The sequence below is a fragment of the Candidatus Erwinia haradaeae genome (assembly GCF_900698885.1).
Taxonomy (GTDB): Bacteria; Pseudomonadota; Gammaproteobacteria; order Enterobacterales; family Enterobacteriaceae; genus Erwinia_E; species Erwinia_E haradaeae_H.
In genome coordinates, this window is record NZ_LR217705.1 from 218,790 (window position 1) to 238,472 (window position 19,683).

Sequence of the window (19,683 nt, forward strand, 5' to 3'; positions counted from 1 at the left end):
TTTAAAAAATTATTATTTACATCATCTAAGCTTGAGTATTGTTTTTATATTTTATTTTTTTATTTTAATTTATATTTTTATTAATCCTCTTGAATAGTAAGAGGCTTTCATTAGATCCGGATAATAAAATAATAAAATTCAGTAAAACGGAATATAGGAATCCAAAGATTGTATGTGTTATTCCAACTTAGAGTGCAGTCTTTTTAATTTTTTTTAAAAATTTTTCTATTGTGTATGCTATGGATATATAGATGCTGTATATTAAAAAATAATAAAACCTTCAGTAGGATTATATTTTGGATACGCCATTAGAATATCTCTAAAAGATTTGGGTATATTTTACTGAACATAAGCAGTAAAAGTTATTTTAATATTTTAATGAACATATTCATTATAAAATACATAAAGCTGTCAGTGATCATATAAAATATAACACAATAGTAACTATTAGAGTAAAAAATTGAATTATTGAAAAATAAAACTTATTGTTTTGTGAGATAGATTCGTATTTTTAATACAAGTAGAGATTTTAATAATTATCAATGATTTATTGAACGTAAGCTTTTATGAGTTCCAATTACTAACATTTAATAAGCTTAACACATGAGCATATAATTTTATAAGATTAATAATAATTAACTAGAAGAATAGTAATGATTTGTGTTCTAGTTAAAATCCTCACATGAATAAAAATAATACGTTGGTGATATATATGACTATTAAAGTTGGCATTAATGGTTTTGGGCGCATTGGTCGAGTGATTTTTCGTGCTGCTGTGAATCGACCTGATATAGAAATTGTAGCTATTAATGATTTATTAAATGCAGAATATATGGCTTATATGCTTCAGTATGATTCCACTCATGGACGATTTCATGGAAAAATTGCAGTAAACTCTGATGGTAATCTTGTTGTTAACGATAAAATTATTTTTGTTAGTTCAGAGAGCAATCCTATTAATTTACCATGGGCAGTAGCAAATGCTTCGGTTGTGGTTGAATCTACTGGTCATTTTTTAACAGATAAATCTGCGCGTCCACATATCACTGCTGGTGCAAAGAAAGTTGTGTTAACTGGGCCATCTAAGGATGCAACTCCGATGTTTGTAATGGGAGTTAATCATCAGTCTTATCAAGGGCAGGATATTATTTCTAATGCTTCTTGTACAACCAATTGTCTAGCTCCATTAGCTAAAGTTATTAATGATCAGTTTGGTATTGTAGAGGCTCTCATGACAACTATTCATGCCACTACAGCAACTCAGAAAACGGTTGATGGTGTATCTTCTAAGGATTGGAGAAGTGGTCGCGGTGCAATACAGAATATTATACCTGCCGAAACTGGTGCTGCGAAAGCAGTGGGTCAGGTTATTCCTGAGCTTTGTGGCAAGATTACAGGGATGTCATTTCGTGTTGCAACCCCTAATGTTTCCGTAGTGGACTTAACTGCTCGTTTAGAAAAATCTGCCTCTTACGAGGATATATGTAAAACAGTGAAATTAGCATCTGAAGGTGAGATGAAAGGGATTATTGGTTTTACTTCAGATCAGGTAGTGTCTACTGATTTTAATGGTGAAACAATGACTTCTATTTTTGATTCTCGTGCGAGTATGTCACTCAATGATAATTTCGTTAAGCTAATATCTTGGTATGATAACGAAACAGGATATTCTAGTAAAGTGCTTGACTTGATTAGTCACATAATGAAATAAGGCAGATCCGTGACCACTGGATGCTGATGGCTGGCCATGTAACGATGTATGCTATAAAGAATCAATAGAAAAAACTTGTAGGATGGAAGATATGTCTATCCTACGATGAGCTCTATGTGTTCTGAACATTTATTTTATATAAAGCATACATAGAAGGTTTCCATAAGAAATATTTCAGCAGTATATAACTTCTCTCAAAATACAATGATTTTATGCTAAATAAAAGAACACGGAGTGGATTCAATTAGTAAAGTCTCTTAGCACTAAAATTTAGGTGGATTGTATTATGCCAGGTCTTTCAGTAAAGTCTGATGTATTTTTATATATTGGATATTTACAAAGATTTAAGATTTTGCAGATTAACATATATATATTAACATATGTATATAAAGATATATAGTTTACTGCTTTCTCAGTTATTTGAGATTATAAATAACAATCGAGCTTTTTCGTTACGAGATTCCTAATTATTGGCATTATTTTGCTGTTATTATAGATTTGCAAGGTATAGATATGCAGTAATATAGGACATGAATATTTTTAATAGTGCTAAATTGATAATTACATTTTGCATTTCATTACGAGATTTCTGGTATTACATACCTATGACAGATAAAAAAACTAGCAATAAATCCTATATAAACTATGAACAATATGATCATCAGCTAGAAGGATTAAAGTTACCCCCACGTTCTATAGAAGCAGAACAATCAGTACTAGGTGGATTAATGCTAGATAATAATCGCTGGGAACATATTGTAGAGCGCGTGGTTGCTAAAGATTTTTTTAGCCGCCCTCATCGAATGATTTTTTTAGCAATGCAAGATCTATTAAATCAAGGCAAGCCAATTGATTTAATCACTCTTTCTGAAGCGATGGAGACGCAGGGAAAACTAAATATAGTAGGTGGTTTCGCTTATTTGGCAGAATTATCAAAAAATACACCCAGTGCGGCTAATATTAGTGCGTACGCAGATATAGTTCATGAGCGCGCAGTGGTTCGAGAGATGATTGCCGCGGCGCAAGAGATTGCTGATTCTGGATATAATCCACAGGGTCGTAGCAGTGAAGATCTTCTTGATCTTGCTGAATCGCGTATATTTCAAATTGCGGAAGATCGAGCAAAACAGGATGCAGGGCCTAGGGGTATTGATCAAATTCTTGAAGGTACCATGGCGCGTATTGAATCTTTATATCAGAATCCAAATGATGGTATTACTGGAGTAGATACTGGATACCAAGATCTTAATAAAAAAACTGCAGGTCTTCAGAAGTCTGATTTGATCATTGTAGCCGCCCGTCCTTCAATGGGGAAAACTACTTTTGCGATGAACCTGTGTGAAAATGTAGCTATGCTACAAGATAAGCCAGTATTAATTTTTAGCCTGGAGATGCCAGGTGAGCAAATTATGATAAGAATGCTGGCATCTTTATCACGTGTTGATCAGGCTCGTATTCGTACTGGGCGGCTTGATGATGATGATTGGGCGCGAATTTCCAGTACAATGGGGATTCTTTTAAAGAAAAAAAATATGTTTATTGATGATTCTTCTGGTTTAACCCCCACAGAAGTGCGTTCACGTGCGCGTCGCGTATTTCGAGAGAATGGTGGACTAAACTTAATAATGATTGACTATTTACAGTTGATGCGCGTTCCTGCTCTATCTGATAACCGTACTTTAGAGATTGCCGAAATTTCTCGTTCACTTAAAGCTTTAGCTAAAGAGCTTAAAGTACCTGTCATAGCACTTTCTCAGCTTAATCGTTCTTTAGAGCAGAGGGCTGATAAAAGACCAATTAACTCTGATTTACGCGAGTCAGGTGCTATTGAGCAAGATGCTGACTTGATTATGTTTATCTATCGAGATGAAGTCTACCATGAGAATAGCGCTCTTAAAGGTGTTGCAGAAATTATTTTTGGCAAGCAGCGTAACGGTCCAGTTGGCACTATAAGATTAACCTTTAACGGTCAGTGGTCTCGTTTTGATAATTACGCCTGGCCGCAAACGTATGATGATACATAAATTTTATTTTAGATATTATTTATTATAATCATGTCATTCATTGTGCAAAATAATACTATTAGATCACATACACATATTTTATTTTATCTACTTTGAATTAATATTAAAATTTTATAATCAAAAGAAAAATATATGCATGAATAATTCGTTGGAATATCTAACCTTATATGTTATATAACAGTAGTAATTGCATTACTAATATAGTTTTATATTATTTTTATGATGTAATATTTAGGCATACTCCTAAAGTTGATGCATATAATACAAGATTTATATAGATTTATATTTTGACTTTTATAGTATATATATTATACTATTCAAGTTATATTAAAGTGATTAAATTTGGGTAAGCTGTCAGGATTACCTGTTGGTATCTTATATTTTATATTCTGTATCGATATCTTTTATATTATAAATATATTATAGTTATATATATTATATATAATCTTTGGTAAAGTATGTGATAATTTATCATAAGATTGGTAGTTTCAAATAATAATCATGATATTTAAGATTATTATTTTTGTAGCATCTATACTTTATTAAGTATATAATTGGACTAATTTGTGTTACATAACATAAATTATGGTAGTATATATACTACTTATAAGATATTCAGGTTTATCTCTAAATCAATGATTATAATACATTTATATTATTTTTTATAAGAGTCTTTTATAAAAATAGCTACTTGTATTAGAAGAATTTAATTACATCCATTACATCCTACGATCTTAGATACATCTTTTTCATGTATAATAACATATTGTGATATCCGTGCTAGTTAAATTAACTAGATCACTAAGCGTTTTGTTTATATTGATTATTTTGAAAATATATAATAATTTATTAAGTATAGTAGGGTATTGCGGCACTTAATATTTATTATGCCTATAACCTTTGTTACTAGTTTATACCTTAATCTTATGCGTGATATGGTAAGACGTATTTTAACTAGAGAATCTAATGTTGAGATAGTAGTTGATATTTATGATACATATATACCTTGATCAGATTTTAGTATGTTATTTTTTTGGTAAATAAAGTAATGGGTTAACAGATTCTCCTTTATATCGAATTTCAAAATGTAATCTAACGGATATTGTACCGCTATTCCCCATTGTAGAAATTTTTTGACCTAATTTAACTTCTTGGTTTTCTTGTACGAGGATCTTTGCGTTATGTGCATAAGCGCTGAGATAATTATTTTTGTGCTTAATAATAATTAAATTACCATAGCCACGTAATGCATTGCCAGTATACACTACTCGTCCATTCGCCGCAGCCACGATAGCATGGCCATAATTACCCTCAATATCAATTCCTTTATTTCCTCTTTCAGAAGTAGAAAAGTAATTAATAATTTTCCCATTACTAGGCCAGCACCAAATTTGTATAGGATTGCTTTTATTGAAAATGTGATTGATTTTATTTTTATTTGTAAGTTTTTTTATCTTTATCGTTTTAAAATCTTCTTGAAATTCATCATTATTATGTATTGAGTAAAACATTTTAGAATGTGTTTTACTTATTTTTCGGATAGATTTTTCAGTATTTATTTTATGATTCACAATAAGAAAATCAGAATAGTCTTTATGTATTTTATCATGAATAGCTGCCATATTTTTCATGGAAAGCAATGGAAGAGTTGAATGAGGCACTTGTAGTTTTTGGCCCACCGCAAGAAGATATGGTTTAGTAATGTGATTGTATTTTGCTAGATTATCGACTTGATTTGCAGAAATCCACGCAATGTAAAAGAGCGTATCTCCTTTTTGAACTATATATGTTTTGCCTTTATAGCTATTTTTAGAAAAGTTATCATAAGAATGCAAGTGCAATATAGAGTTATTTTGCGTAATTAAGTATTTTATTTCATGTTGCGTTTGAATATTTTTTTCTTGAGATGATTTATCAACGGGTTTAGTATGAATCATGTGATCGATATGTGTATTGCTTATCTTTCTAATATAAGGTGAATTTGATATTATTTTTTTTGAAATATGGTTATTTATTATGCTCACAGGTGCTTTTGTGTAGTTATTACTAGAGCAAGATATAAGAGAAAAAACTCCTAGTGCAAGAGTCGCGATACAATGTAGCTTCAAAACCAATATTCCTCTTTAATCTATTCCTAATTATATTTTTTAGATAATTTCATCAATTGATGATTTAGATAGTATCAATTTTATAGGGTTTTATTTAATCTTATTATATTTAGTATATATCTTTCATGCTATTTAACTAGAATCATGTGTTGATTTGAGTGACAAAGGCTTACATATTATAGCAATAATAGAGGATCTAATAGGTAGTAATCTTATTGGGATATATTCCATAATACAATCTATCTATCTATATAAAACATTGTTATGACCTTTATTTATAATCTCTGTTTTGTAATTTTCTTTTAATATTTATTATTATATTATATTACATAGATTTTTTTATCCTGCATCTACACATTGAATTATAAAGGATTCAAAAACTCGCTTAATATTTTTTTGTAGTTTTGTTATCTAAGTATGTATTTTTTAAAAAATACTTAAAAATTAATTAGAGAGCAGTATCCCTTATAGAGTATAACCCCACAACATAAATAATTATTGGTAGTGTGTATTTTAGTATTTTGATAAATAATTTTATAATTGTTGTTTAGGCAATTTTTTATATATAAAAGTAAAATCTACTTTATAAGTGTATCAGATGCAGGTTGTTATTATTGCTAATAGGTATTTTAAAGTAATTTTTATTAAAACATGGTTAAGTGATCTTAATAATTATGCTAATAAATATGCTGTTTTTACCGTAGAGTCATTATGTATTGTTATGAGATTTGTTTAAAAACTTTTGACAATGTGATTATTAGATTAGGTGGCAAAAATTATACTACTAACAGTAGTATTGTTAAAGATCTTACTGGAATCTATATGTTTTATATTGACCATATTTAAAAATTTATATTAGTAAATATTATTTAGTCTCAGGATTAGGCTCTTAATTGAGTTGTATAAACAACTACTATTATAAATAGAGTTTGTTGAGAAGTTTAGAATAGCAACATCTTATGTATTATGTCATTTTACTTATAACACATATAGAGTAGAATCATTAATAATTTATATTTTATACTATAAAGATATTAATAACATGTTTTAATAATTCATAATTTACATAGAGTATTATTAATTGATGCTTCTTTTGTTAATATTAATTATTACTCAATGAGTTTTTATGTTTTGTATTACACAGGATTACGTTAATTTATACATAAAAATAAGTTTTATATGTATTTATAAAATATATACATTACAAATGATATGTGATTGATAATGATATTAATAATGAGGTATTTCTTTTTATCAAACCGCGACAGATATACGAAATATTTAAAATTTAATCAATATATTATTATGTAAGCTTAATTTTGATAAAAGATAAATTAATATGCGTTTTATATTTAGCAAGTACAATACATATTAATAATATAAAAAATAAACACTATTCGATATACTAGCATAGTAAGCTTTAAGCTTACCTTTGTTTTATATTCAAATTATCATTTATAGTAAATTTTTTATAAATTTTAAATATAGTCGAGAAATTTTTAAGGTTATATGAGTAAATATGCAATTATACTACATATTTACTCAGTGTTATATATAATAAGGTTACCAAAAATTACATGAGGATCAGATTATACAGGCTATAAGATAAGATTGAATGGTTTTTAGGTAAGCTAAAAGGGTATCTAAAGGCGTCGCTATTATTCGAGAATATTCTGGGCTTTATTGTTAATATGTTGTTTTGTATTTAATGGGTAGCTTGTAGAATAAAGAGAAGAATGATTAAGTATTGTTTTTAGTTTTTATATCATAAGGAGAGACGCACTATGTCACATAGTACCTAATTTTTATAAAATTATTTAAAAATGTTATTTTTTTGAATATTTATAAGGTGTGAATATGAAATTACAAAACTAAATTTTAAAGGATGCTTTAAAATAGATAAAAGAATACCACTATTCGTGCAGTTATCTATTGAATGTTTTATATAAGATTAGGTAATTTTTTTTGATTATAAAATCTAAAAATATTTTTATTTATCCAAGCGATAATACAAGCGAGAAGCTACTTGACCAGATATAATTTCACGATCTAGATGCCAATTTTTTGAAACTATAGGTCGTCCATGCTCCACTTCGTTCTCTACATAAATCAAGGATTTATTTTTTAGCCAAGCATTTTTTTCTAATAATGTAAGCGTTTTTTCCACGAGTCCTGCGCGAAAAGGTGGGTCAACGAAGACAAGATTATAGCTTTCATTCTCTTTAGAGAGAAATTTTAATGTATTTGTATGAATGATATTTCCATTTTTTGCTTTTAGCGTAAAAAGAGTACGTTTTAGATGTTCTGTGACAGATCTTTGTATTTCTAGAAAGGTGGCACTATCAGCGTAACGTGATAGCGCTTCAAGTCCTAGCGCACCACTACCAGAAAAACAATCAAGACATTTGGAGCTTATAACAGTGTTTGCAATCCAATTAAACAGTGTTTCTCTAGTTCGATTAGTGGTAGGGCGTAATTCTGCATTATTAGGAACTGATATATAATGTCCACGCCATTGACCAGAAATAATACGTATTCGTCTAATTCTAGAAGATTTTTTTTTGTACATTTTTACTACTACGTAGAATATGTTTTATTTATTTGTGGCATATCAAACAAAGTATCAATACAGGGTAAGCATACATTAAACATACATATAGGTTAAGTAATTAAGATGTGCACTTAAGGAAATAATATTTTTAAAAGTTATGAAGGTAACTTAGTGTTTTAAACAGAATATAATATAATATATGTATTAAGCTAGATTTTCTAGTTCTACTAGAATCCTATTAATATTATATATTTTCTGATAAATGAGTTTTTAATAAAAAAGCTAAATTATGCGATTTCTCTAATCTATATATCTTATCACTATTATGATAAGATGGAGTAATATAAAAATTAAACCAAAAAAATTATACAATTTACGGGAAAAAATAGCAAGCGACCTGCAAAAATATTTATTTTAGCAAAAACAAATAAAAAGAACATCTAGGATCATAATAGCTATTAGATTTATTATTTTAAGTAGAGTGTCAGTTGTTGTATTGCTTGTTGATAGTAAATCAGAAAAGTTTATTTAGACTATTTTTAGGTAATATTTGACATAAATAATAGTGTTATATGTATAAGAGATAAAAGAGGATGGTTATCATATAAAATAATTAGAGCACTGTCAGAGTAATTGGATTTCTGTTGTTTCATTTGGTTTATTTTGTGAAAAAAGAGGCCATATGGTATTTAAAAAATAATATCAGGAAAGTATTATAATACAATTTATTAAGATAGGAATCAGTGTAGAGTCTGAAGTAAAAGACTCAGTATGTTTTAAAAGATATTTAACCTTATTAAGAAAAATGTTATCACATAATTCAAGGTTCTATTATATCAGGATATTAGATACATATTGAGATGTTGAGTTTAAACTAATAAATTCTTTTATAAGCAGAAATATCCACAGTTAAGTATGATTGAGGTTAGTCTATCTATGATTTGTAATTTTATATCATATTTATAATAATTTTTATATATACTTGAATAATAAAAATTATTATACATTATTTGATTGTATTGATTGCTGAGCTTTATAATATATAAATATTATTTTTTATATAATAAAAACATAATAACATTTAGAATTGATTATTTTATATATAAAATTAGAAGTTTTCTAAAAATAATTTCGAATAGGATTCTCTTTGAAATTTATTATTGTCTTATTTAGGTCTATGATGGGTTAGAAGTAGCGTTTTCTGGATATGATATATTTTTTAAAAATGTGGCTAGAGCTTTTAAATTACAAAGATGCTCGATATATGTTAAAAACAAAGATTTGGCTTATGATAAGTTAATGGTTTATTATCTAATAATGATTTAGTAAAATTGTATTTTTTATTTACGACTTGATAAGTATTAATAAGATAATTTTTCAATTAGGAAATTAGGATTAGTCTTTTTTGATCTACTTGTGTATTGTATATGCACTGTTTATATTTATATATATTTATATTTATTATTTTATATGTTGTTTTCTGAGAAACACTAACTACTAAAAGTTTTAAGGATATGTTTTTAAAAAGTGTATCATGAAAAATGATATAATAATAGATTATAGTAATAAAATATATATGACATAAAGAAAGAAAATTATATATACATTAGTGATTTTTTCAGATTAAAACATAAAAAAAATTTTTTGTAATGTAATTATTTATATAATGACACTTGTATTTGATTATTTAAAGATATTTTTAGATATAAATAATTATAGTAGATATTAATTGAAAAAAAATTTTTTATTAATAGAATTAATCAGCACTTACTGGAGGTTATTAAAATTTTTTATATAGAAAAATTCGGATTATGGACCCGTATATTGTTTAAAATATAAAATATACGTAATTTTTAAAATTTACGATGCCTAATAATCTTAGTTGAGGCAAAACTGATTTAATTTTAATGTAATGATTAATATCATTGCGCATTTTTATATCTAATAATTTATTATGTTCTGATATTATATCTTTAGATAAACCGTTAATTTTCTATTGTAAATAATAAAAAATGTTATAAAAAATTGTATTTTTAAAGCATACAGTTACTTTATGTTATGAAAAGTCTTGGTATTTTATTTCAAGTGTTTTAAGTGTAATTATTTCAGGCAAGTAAGATCAAATTTTTGTATTTTGTCAAGAAGTTTGTTAAGACGATCCTGCCAAATTTGTTGATCGGTTGTTAATTTTTGATTTTTACACTCTAACGTTTCATTATTTTTAGAGAGCTCTTGTATCTTATGACTAAGGGTGTCATTTGTTTCTTTTAATTCCTCAATTTTCATTTGTAATAATGCTATTGTATCAATGGCCTGATGTACTTTAGTTTCTAATTCTTCAAAAATTGGAACTAACATGTTACTAACCTTTTCATTGTAGAAAATAAATTTGGTAAATTTCACTACATGGCTGATATTAATTAGGATGAAGTGAATCATGTTGTAGTAACATGTATTATCATAAGATCGATTTTTTTGATCATATTAAATATTATTATATGATCATTCTGATGTAAGATTATGTTGCAGCATAATTTTTATAGGTTTTTTATGTTTTTTTATAGAAAATACCATCTGTTAAGTATGTCTCATACGTCTCTCAGTATGATCAATGTTAATTTTTTATAAATGATAAATTTAATATAATGATGACTCTTCCTGTCTAGAATAGCAATATCTACTATAATAATTCATTAACATTAAAATATTATAATTATATAATAATTAATATTATACTTATATTTCCCTCTGATGTCTATAAAATAATTTAAATACAAAATCTAGAGAATAATTTTAAAATATACTTAGCTGATATCAATATACTAGAAAATTATATTTAATAATAATATTAATAAGAAGCTCTATTTCTGTCTATAAATTCCTTGTGAAGAATTTTACAAAAAATAAGTATCCTTATATGTGTGAATTTAGTATATAGTATCATGATCATGTGATGGTATAATATATAAATATAGAGTACCATTTACGCATTGCTTATTATAGTGACTTTACATATAACACCTGATATTTCTAATGTATAGAACATGATAATGCTTTAAATAATTAATTCTATTATAGAATAGTATTTTAGATTTTTAAGAAAATAGTAGTATATTAAGAGATTTATTATTAATATTCAATTGAATATATTTATATTAATTGTAATTTGTATAAAGATAACATATTGAGTAGTTTTTTGGATGAGAGCATTAAACCAGAAAATTTTAAATAATCTATTAAGATATAATTAAGATCATATAAAAAGATGGTGCAATATTTATATATTTATTATATGCAATCTAAGTGAAGATAGATTACATGCCATGAAATATTACAGATGTATTAATGTTTTTCAGACGTATTGCACACAACCTTTGTGGTGTAATACGTTGATTGTTGTTTTTAATTCATCATTTTAGGGGTTTAAATGAAAGCATTTGGCAATATCGTATAAAATATTACACGAAATATTCTGAGATAGATAATTTTTCTTGTTTATTGATGGTTAGGTTATTAAGAGGTGTCTTTTTTAGAAGAGATTAGATATAACTGTTAGGGTGTTCTTATAGAAAAAGTATTAAATTATATACATGTTGAGATGATACCAAATTTTGGCTTACTCTAATAAAGAGAGGTCGGCGATCTGTAGAAATAAATTTTTTAACTGATTTAATAAGGTAAGGCGGTTGATACGTAACTCTTTTATTTTTGTGTTCACCAGAACCTTGGAAAAAAATTGTTCGATGTCTTTATGAAGCGGTGTGAGAGCAATCAATGCATCCTGGTATCGTTCTTCAAGTAAGAATAAGTCTAGGCTAGTTTTGATAGTTTTAATACGAGTTTCTAACTGAATTTCTTCTTTTTCATATAGTAGAGAATGATACACGTTATGGTTTAATATTTCTTTAGATTGATTGAGAATACTAGAAATACGTCTGTGCGCTGCTGATAATCTCATTGAGTGCTTTGTAGCGCAGAAGTATGTTACAGCTTCTATTCGCGTATGAAAATCTATTGGTCTAGTAGGTCGACATGCTAGAACTGCCTTAATGGCGTCAGTTTTATAACCTATCTCTTGATACCACGAACTCAAACGACCAAAGAAAAAATTTATTATATCCTCTGCTACATTAGTATTTGACAGTTTTCTATCATATAGTTTTATAGATTCTTCAGTTAGAGATTGTAAATCTATAGGTAATTTTTTTTCGAGAATAATACGTAAAACACCAAGTGCAGAACGACGTAACGCAAACGGATCTTTATCCCCTGTAGGGTGTTTAGAAATTCCAAATATCCCTACTATTGTATCTATTTTATCAGCTATTGCTAGCGCGCAGGATGTAGGATTAGAGGGAATGGAATCACCAGCGAAACGTGGTTTATAATGTTCCATTAGAGCAATAGCTACTTCTTCTGGCTCGCCTTGACGTCGAGCATAATGCATACCCATAATGCCCTGAGTTTCCGCAAACTCACGTACCATGTGCGTCATTAGATCACATTTGGAGAGCAGTCCAGCGCGTGTTGCGTTCTGAACGTTACTATTTATTTTCTTTGCTAACCATCCTGATAGTTTCTTGATGCGACAAGTTTTATCGAGTAGATTACCTAGATCTTTCTGAAATAATACGCTCTTGAGACGTGGAAGATAATCATCAAGAAGATGTTGGCAGTCTTTGTGAAAAAAAAAGGCGGCGTCTTCTAATCGGGCTTGGATAACTTTTTCATTACCTAATATAATCTTCTGAGGATTGCTGGATTCAATGTTACTCACAAAGATAAAATAAGGTAACAACGTTCCTTCTTGGTTATAAACTGGAAAGTATTTTTGATGATCGACCATGGTATGTACTAATGCTTCAGTTGGTATTTTGAGAAATTTTTTATCAAATTTAGCCATTAAAATCACTGGCCACTCTACCAAAGCAGTGACTTCTTCTAGAAGCTCTTCTTGTAGGTCAGCTAAGCCGCCAATGCGTGCTGCAGTAGCAGTCGCATTGGCGATAATTATTTGTTTACGCAAGGAATAATCTGCTTGAACTTTTCCTTTCTCTAATAGAACCTTAAGATAATTGTCAGCATGATTAATAGTAAGGATGGATTGCCCCATAAAGCGATGGCCTCGAATAACACGAGAAGAGAAAATGCCGCAAATATTAATAGGAATTAATGTATCCCCAAAAATTAGCATCACAGTATGAACAGGGCGTATAAATTGAAAATTAGATTCCCCCCATCGCATTTGCTTAAGATGTGTGAGCTTTTTGATAGATGTAGAAATGATTTGTGGTAATAGGTAGGCCGTCCTTTGTCCGCTTTGTTTAGTGCAGCACATAAGCCGCTGACCTTTGTTAGTTTCCACGCGATTAGCATGCTCAAGGTTAACATCACAACTACGAGCCCAGCTTATAGCGGCTTGCGTAGGGGTTCCGTTTTTATTAAAAGCTGCTCTTATTGTTGGCCCATATTTGATTATCTTGCGATCAGGTTGCATAAGGGTTAGCTTCTCAACAAATAAAGCCAAACGCCGCGGCGTTGCAAACCAGCGTATCTCTTTATAAGTCAAAGATGAAATTTTTAACTCAGAAATAAAGTTTTTTGCAAACGTTTCAGCTAAGTAACGTAATATTTTTGGAGGTAATTCCTCCGTGCCAATTTCTACCAGAAAATTTTCTTCAGTCATTTGCATTGATTGGATATTTTTTGCAGCGTGGAAATCCTAGCATCTTTCTAGAGTTTAGGTAGGCCTGTGCTACATGTTTAGTAAGCGCGCGAATGCGCAACATACAGCCTTGACGCTCAGTAGTTGACATGGCTTTGCGTGAATCTAATAGATTAAAATTGTGTACTGCTTTTAAAATACGCTCATATGCTGGGATTGCTAAAGGTTGATCCAGTGTTAAGAGATATTTAACTTCTTCTTCATGTTTTTGTAAGCAAGTCATCAGAAAATTTATATCAGCATGTTCAAAGTTATATGTGGATTGTTCTACTTCATTTTGATGAAATATATCACCATAAGTTATTGTGTTTTCCAGGCCTTGATTCCAGACTAAATTATAAATGCTATCAACATCCTGAAGGTGCATAGCTAGTCGCTCTAATCCGTATGTGATCTCTCCGCTGACTGGTTTACACTCTAATCCACAGATTTGTTGAAAATAAGTGAATTGTGTGATCTCCATACCATTAAGCCATACTTCCCAACCCAAGCCCCATGCGCCTAGGGTTGGATTTTCCCAATTATCTTCAACGAATCGAATATCGTGCATCTTTAAGTCTATATCCAGTGCTTTTAAGGATTCTAAATAGAGCATCTGAATATCAGGAGGGGACGGTTTAATAAGAACTTGAAATTGATAATAATGCTGTAAACGATTAGGGTTATTACCATAACGGCCATCACTGGGTCGTCGAGATGGTTGAACATAGGCTATAGAAATTGGTTCTGGACCGATAGCACATAAACAAGTCATCGGATGAGATGTCCCGGCGCCAATTTCTAGATCTAAGGGTTGTATAATACTACAACCTTTTTTGGACCAGTAAGTCTGTAAATTAAAAATCAACCCTTGAAAGGTTTTAGAATTAAATTCTGTCATATCACTCTATTGATATTACCAGTCGCAAGCTATGGTTTATAAGTTATATTGGTTTGTTTATTAACTTTTATTTCATAATATTAGTATATATATTGTGGTCTGTATAAAACATACAGTCTAAAATAATTACGAATATTATTCTATCACACATTGTGGATAGAACTAAAATGTATTAGATCGACTTCTTTGATATTAAATATGATATCTCTAATAGTAAGAGGATATATATATGAAATTTTATTTTTTTACTAAATAGAATCTTAGTTAATTTCTAATTTCTTATAGAATATTTAATTATTTTCAGTAGTCTGTGGAGTAGTATTCTATGTTTGTTGATTGTACATTAATTATTATTTTTATAATAAATGAATTTTAAGTGAATATTAATTATCGGTAGAACACTTTTTAAGTGCATTAGATAGTGATATAAATTTATTTACTAATATAATATCCATTATTGTATTAAATTTTAATTAGTGTGACATAATGTACATGTATATATATATTTATTAAATATATTTATATATTAAGATAAAATAACATAAATATTAAAAATAAATTATATCAAGATGCATATTTCACTGTCAACTTTTATGTTAAAGAGAAGAATAATATCTTATTGAACAAGATGTAGGCCTAAATTATTTTTATCTTCTGTAGATTGTTTTTTGTTATTTTTATCTGGACTGTTATTTAGCATGTTATATTGATTTTTATAATCATTCTTAATTATGGATAGCATTGTATTGTCTTTGATTGGTTTCGTGTAGTTATTTAAAGATGGAGATTGATCTATCCTGTCTTCCATTCCTTGCTCAAAGATCATTCCCTCTCCATTTTCGCGAGCATAAATCGCTATTACAGATATCGGGGGTATTGAAATTTTCTTCAAAAGACCACTAAAACAGGTTGTAAAAAGGATTTTATCATTGTGTAATTCAAGATTACTTACTGCATTTGGTGAAATATTTAGAACAATTTGACCATTCCATGAATTTTCTAAAGGAACTAAAACATTAGGTACATGTATATTGATCACTAAATACGGCGTGAGGTGATTATCAATTAACCATTCATAAAATGCACGTATTAGATAAGGACGACAAGAAGTAAATTTAGAATCTGTCATTGTATACAGCTCCATAGTTTTATTATTATTTTACATTTTAATTTTATTAGAGTATCAAAATAATGATGTTAAAACACGCTGTTCATATAGTTTTAGCTTTTGAATGAATGCTGTAAGATAAGTTTTTATTTGAGCAGGCATATAGAGTAGAGGAACTTAAGAAAAATATACTAAGTGCGATTTTTACTCAACAATAATTTTTATTTACAAGAATAATTCTAAGATCGCTTATATCTCCTTTTACGCTTTTGTCTTAAAGCGTTTTCTTTTAATGCGATTTATTATAGTTTTATTTATCTGACATATAAGATTTTATCAATTTTAGTGTAATAAATTGTAGTACATAATAAAAGTAGTAGGCAATCTGATATTAGATTTTGATGAAAATAATATTCAGCTTTATATATTATACTAATATGAGATTAATGTGGTGTCAACTGCCCATGAACTAAGAATAAACATGATGCGACCCAGTTCAAGATTAATAAATCTCTAGTAGATCAGTGATCTTATTTGTCTATATAGTAATGTTTATACATGCCCGTACTAGTATATGTTTATTTGATAACTCAAAAAAAATCAGTTAAGTTAAAACAGTAGCATTAAATAAGAGAGCTTAAAATGGTAGAGACTACCATATGTACTTCAATATGAGATGAAAAATTATAATAGTTTTAGGTTTTTTATTTTTTATTTTGTTTTAGTTAGTAAATTAGCAGATTAGCAGGTTGCTAAATTTATGTGTTATTCAATATGTATTGATATGAAGATATTAATGTACATATCAATACATATTAATATATATAAAATAGGCGCTTATTATTAAGTCAGATCTTGTAATCTATATCAAATATATAATTATAGAATGAAAGTGTATGATGATAATTTCATCAAGATACTATTTTATTAAAAACTAGAAACCCAGCGTTTAACACTGGGTGAGATTTTTAATAATTTTAGAAGTTATCGTTTGGAAAATTGCGGACGACGACGAGCCTTTCTAAAACCAACTTTTTTACGCTCCACCTGTCGAGCGTCTCGTGTTACAAATCCTGCTTTACGTAATTCGCTACGAAATGATTCATTGTATTTTATTAAAGCTCGTGTAATACCGTGGCGAATAGCACCTGCTTGTCCTGAGATACCTCCGCCTTTCACGGTAATATATAAATCAAAGGCATTTACCAGGTCTAATAGTTCTAGTGGCTGACAAACTACCATGCAAGCAGTTTTGCGACTAAAGTACTCTTTTAAAGAACGCTGGTTAATGGTGATACCACCGCTACCTGTCTTGAGAAAGACACGCGCAGAGGCGCTTTTTCGGCGACCAGTTCCATAGTTTGTATTCTCAACCATTTTCTAACATCCTAATTATATGTCAAGAACTTGTGGTTTTTGTGCCGTATGCTTATGTTTATCACCGGCATATACTTTGAGTTTTTTGTACATCTGACGACCTAACGGACCTTTTGGTAGCATACCTTTAACTGCTATTTCAATTACTTTTTCAGGGTAACGATTCATCATCTCTAAAAAAGTTAGTGTTTTGATGCCACCAATATGTCCAGTATAATGATAATAAATTTTATCATTGGGTTTGTTGCCAGTTATAGCTATTTTTTTTGCATTGAGGACTATAATATAATCACCTGTATCTACATGTGGAGTATACTCCGCTTTATGTTTTCCACGTAATCGAAGGGCTAGTTCTGTTGCTAAACGACCCAAGGTTTTACATGCCGCATCAACAACATACCAGTTATGCTGGATCGATTCTGCCTTAGCTGTAAAAGTTCTCATCTAAATACGTATCCATGTTAAATTGTATATTGATAAAATCTAAGCGTTGCTAAAATCTTTATAGATTTTATCAATCTATATAATACATTAATGATTTCACCTTTGTTTCTTTTGGACACATAGGTCATAGAGTACAGCAGATCTTCATTATAAGCTTAATAAACTTATTATTATACTTAATTTACAAGATTATAAAGAAGTAATTTATAAAAATCGAATGTTTTTTTTAAGAGATTAGTGAGAGTGAGATTAATAGATAATTTTATCTATTTATTTTTAAAAGAAAACTTGAAGCAAGCATAGCGCTATTTTTATTCTTAAGACGAAAAATTTTATTATGAGACAACAGTTACTAAGGTGTATATTCGCCCCCTTGTATTATTTATTTTTATATCTTATATGATTAAACATCTTGCTTTAGGGTTCTAGGTGAGTATTTTATATACAAATGTATTAAAGAAAGGGTATATAGAGCGAACTATATACTTGGATGTCAGTTGTTATAAATAATATTTTTACATAAAATAATCTCTAAATATCTGTAAGTGTGAAAATTTATCTCAAAACAATCATATTTGATCTTTTTTTTTGGGTGTAACTATTAACGCTTTAATTTTTTGATATTTTACTAATAGTAATGTTAGTGTTTGATAATCTCAATTTAATCTTAAGAACTGCGTTAATTCTGAGTAACGTTGATAGTATGTTACTAAATTTTTTCTGGAATATAAATATAATATGAGGTAATAGCTTTTTATAGATTTATGGTGGTTTATTTTTTTGAAAAAAATTTATAATAAATCTTATTCTTGATTACTCAAGTAATTTTATCACCAGAGTTAAGAAAATTTGGGTGTATCTTACATGCAGTGCGGAGACTAATAACGTTCTCTTAGTCTTTTGAAGCTAATTGACTTATTATAGGGGGTATTTTAACAATTATATTGTAGTAGCGTATCAATCACTTGAGATGCGTAAAATTATAGTTATATAGATAAATATAATTGAGACCTTGTGATTTTAGTTTGGCATGTATCATGTGATAGCGTATATACTAATTTGGTACTATTGCTATTCCTAGCGTCTAGTAAAAATATATACTATTAAAATATATAATAAGGCTTATAGCCATCTGTAATATATAGCTGATATAGCTGATATAGCTGATATAGCTGACACGATTTTTATATGTAACATTACATATTATTGATCATATGGCACTGGTGATTAAATTTAATGTTACCTTTATTATTATTTGATGAAAATTTTTTATATTGGTTGGTTGTATTAGAAATTTTTCATTTATTAGAGAGCTATATCTTGATATAGAATATTCAATTATGCGTATTGCGTAAAAATCTATAAGATTCTGGATTTGTTATAATCATAAATCTAATAAGTATGAAATAACTACTGTAGTTATTATGATTTTTGATTATTGTTGTTAACATAGATAAAAGAAGACAAAACATGACTGAGCTTTATAAGGTTGATGAGTTTATAAAATCAAGAGTCGTAGATAGTGTGGATAGTGATAACAAGTTTTTTACCATGGGTTTAGAGTTAATATTTAATAGTGGTAAACAATGATGAATTTTTTAATATTTGAATGATTTTTTAATGAGATTATATGAACATCAAATCAATGTATAAGATTAGTATCTTATATACTATTTTAGTTGAACATAGCTGATTGTAATGTTTTTAAAATATTAGGGTATCACTTAAACTAGTATGATGGTAAATATGTTTTAA

The 19,683-nt window shown here is 28.5% G+C and carries 10 protein-coding genes; 2 read left to right on the forward strand and 8 right to left on the reverse strand.

Going from position 1 to position 19,683, the window contains the following annotated elements; genetic code table 11:
• Positions 1-712: 712 nt before the first annotated feature.
• On the forward strand, positions 713-1,711 hold the full coding sequence (gene gap / locus ERCISPPS3390_RS00660) for a type I glyceraldehyde-3-phosphate dehydrogenase (protein ID WP_197094941.1): 999 nt from the start codon (positions 713-715) through the stop codon (positions 1,709-1,711).
• A gap of 605 nt (positions 1,712-2,316) precedes the next feature.
• On the forward strand, positions 2,317-3,735 hold the full coding sequence (dnaB, locus tag ERCISPPS3390_RS00665) for a replicative DNA helicase (RefSeq protein ID WP_197094942.1): 1,419 nt from the start codon (positions 2,317-2,319) through the stop codon (positions 3,733-3,735).
• Between the two features lie 1,025 nt (positions 3,736-4,760).
• Here dnaB and nlpD read toward each other — a convergent pair.
• The 8 genes from nlpD to rplM all read right to left on the reverse strand — a co-directional run bounded on the left by nlpD (position 4,761) and on the right by rplM (position 17,928).
• Positions 4,761-5,843, reverse strand: a complete 1,083-nt coding sequence (nlpD, locus tag ERCISPPS3390_RS00670; protein WP_197094943.1) for a murein hydrolase activator NlpD — start codon at positions 5,841-5,843, stop codon at positions 4,761-4,763.
• Between the two features lie 1,990 nt (positions 5,844-7,833).
• Positions 7,834-8,412: a 16S rRNA (guanine(966)-N(2))-methyltransferase RsmD gene (gene rsmD, locus ERCISPPS3390_RS00675; RefSeq protein ID WP_197094944.1), complete on the reverse strand. Its 579-nt coding sequence runs from the start codon at positions 8,410-8,412 to the stop codon at positions 7,834-7,836.
• A 2,082-nt stretch (positions 8,413-10,494) separates the two neighbouring features.
• Positions 10,495-10,752 carry a cell division protein ZapB gene (zapB, locus tag ERCISPPS3390_RS00680; RefSeq protein ID WP_197094945.1) on the reverse strand — a complete coding sequence of 86 codons (258 nt, stop codon included), beginning with the start codon at positions 10,750-10,752 and terminating at the stop codon, positions 10,495-10,497.
• A gap of 1,258 nt (positions 10,753-12,010) precedes the next feature.
• A complete protein-coding gene (gene glyS / locus ERCISPPS3390_RS00685) occupies positions 12,011-14,080 on the reverse strand; it encodes a glycine--tRNA ligase subunit beta (protein WP_197094946.1) in 2,070 nt (689 codons plus the stop codon).
• Positions 14,073-14,999, reverse strand: coding sequence for a glycine--tRNA ligase subunit alpha (gene glyQ / locus ERCISPPS3390_RS00690; protein WP_197094947.1), 927 nt, complete (start codon positions 14,997-14,999; stop codon positions 14,073-14,075). The genes glyS and glyQ overlap by 8 nt, the downstream gene beginning before the upstream one ends.
• A 616-nt stretch (positions 15,000-15,615) precedes the next feature.
• Positions 15,616-16,128 (reverse strand): ClpXP protease specificity-enhancing factor, encoded by a 513-nt coding sequence (locus ERCISPPS3390_RS00695; protein ID WP_197094948.1) that lies wholly within the window; start codon positions 16,126-16,128, stop codon positions 15,616-15,618.
• 963 nt (positions 16,129-17,091) lie between these two features.
• Positions 17,092-17,484: a 30S ribosomal protein S9 gene (gene rpsI, locus ERCISPPS3390_RS00700; protein ID WP_197094949.1), complete on the reverse strand. Its 393-nt coding sequence runs from the start codon at positions 17,482-17,484 to the stop codon at positions 17,092-17,094.
• Between the two features lie 15 nt (positions 17,485-17,499).
• Positions 17,500-17,928 carry a 50S ribosomal protein L13 gene (gene rplM / locus ERCISPPS3390_RS00705; protein WP_197094950.1) on the reverse strand — a complete coding sequence of 143 codons (429 nt, stop codon included), beginning with the start codon at positions 17,926-17,928 and terminating at the stop codon, positions 17,500-17,502.
• Positions 17,929-19,683 lie beyond the last annotated feature (1,755 nt).

Coding starts and splice junctions, on each gene's coding strand:
- gap (WP_197094941.1), top strand. CDS start 713: ATGACTATTAAAGTTGGCATTAATGGTTTTGGGCGCATTGGTCGAGTG.
- dnaB (WP_197094942.1), top strand. CDS start 2,317: ATGACAGATAAAAAAACTAGCAATAAATCCTATATAAACTATGAACAA.
- rsmD (WP_197094944.1), bottom strand. CDS start 8,412: ATGTACAAAAAAAAATCTTCTAGAATTAGACGAATACGTATTATTTCT.
- zapB (WP_197094945.1), bottom strand. CDS start 10,752: ATGTTAGTTCCAATTTTTGAAGAATTAGAAACTAAAGTACATCAGGCC.
- glyS (WP_197094946.1), bottom strand. CDS start 14,080: ATGACTGAAGAAAATTTTCTGGTAGAAATTGGCACGGAGGAATTACCT.
- glyQ (WP_197094947.1), bottom strand. CDS start 14,999: ATGACAGAATTTAATTCTAAAACCTTTCAAGGGTTGATTTTTAATTTA.
- ERCISPPS3390_RS00695 (WP_197094948.1), bottom strand. CDS start 16,128: ATGACAGATTCTAAATTTACTTCTTGTCGTCCTTATCTAATACGTGCA.
- rpsI (WP_197094949.1), bottom strand. CDS start 17,484: ATGGTTGAGAATACAAACTATGGAACTGGTCGCCGAAAAAGCGCCTCT.
- rplM (WP_197094950.1), bottom strand. CDS start 17,928: ATGAGAACTTTTACAGCTAAGGCAGAATCGATCCAGCATAACTGGTAT.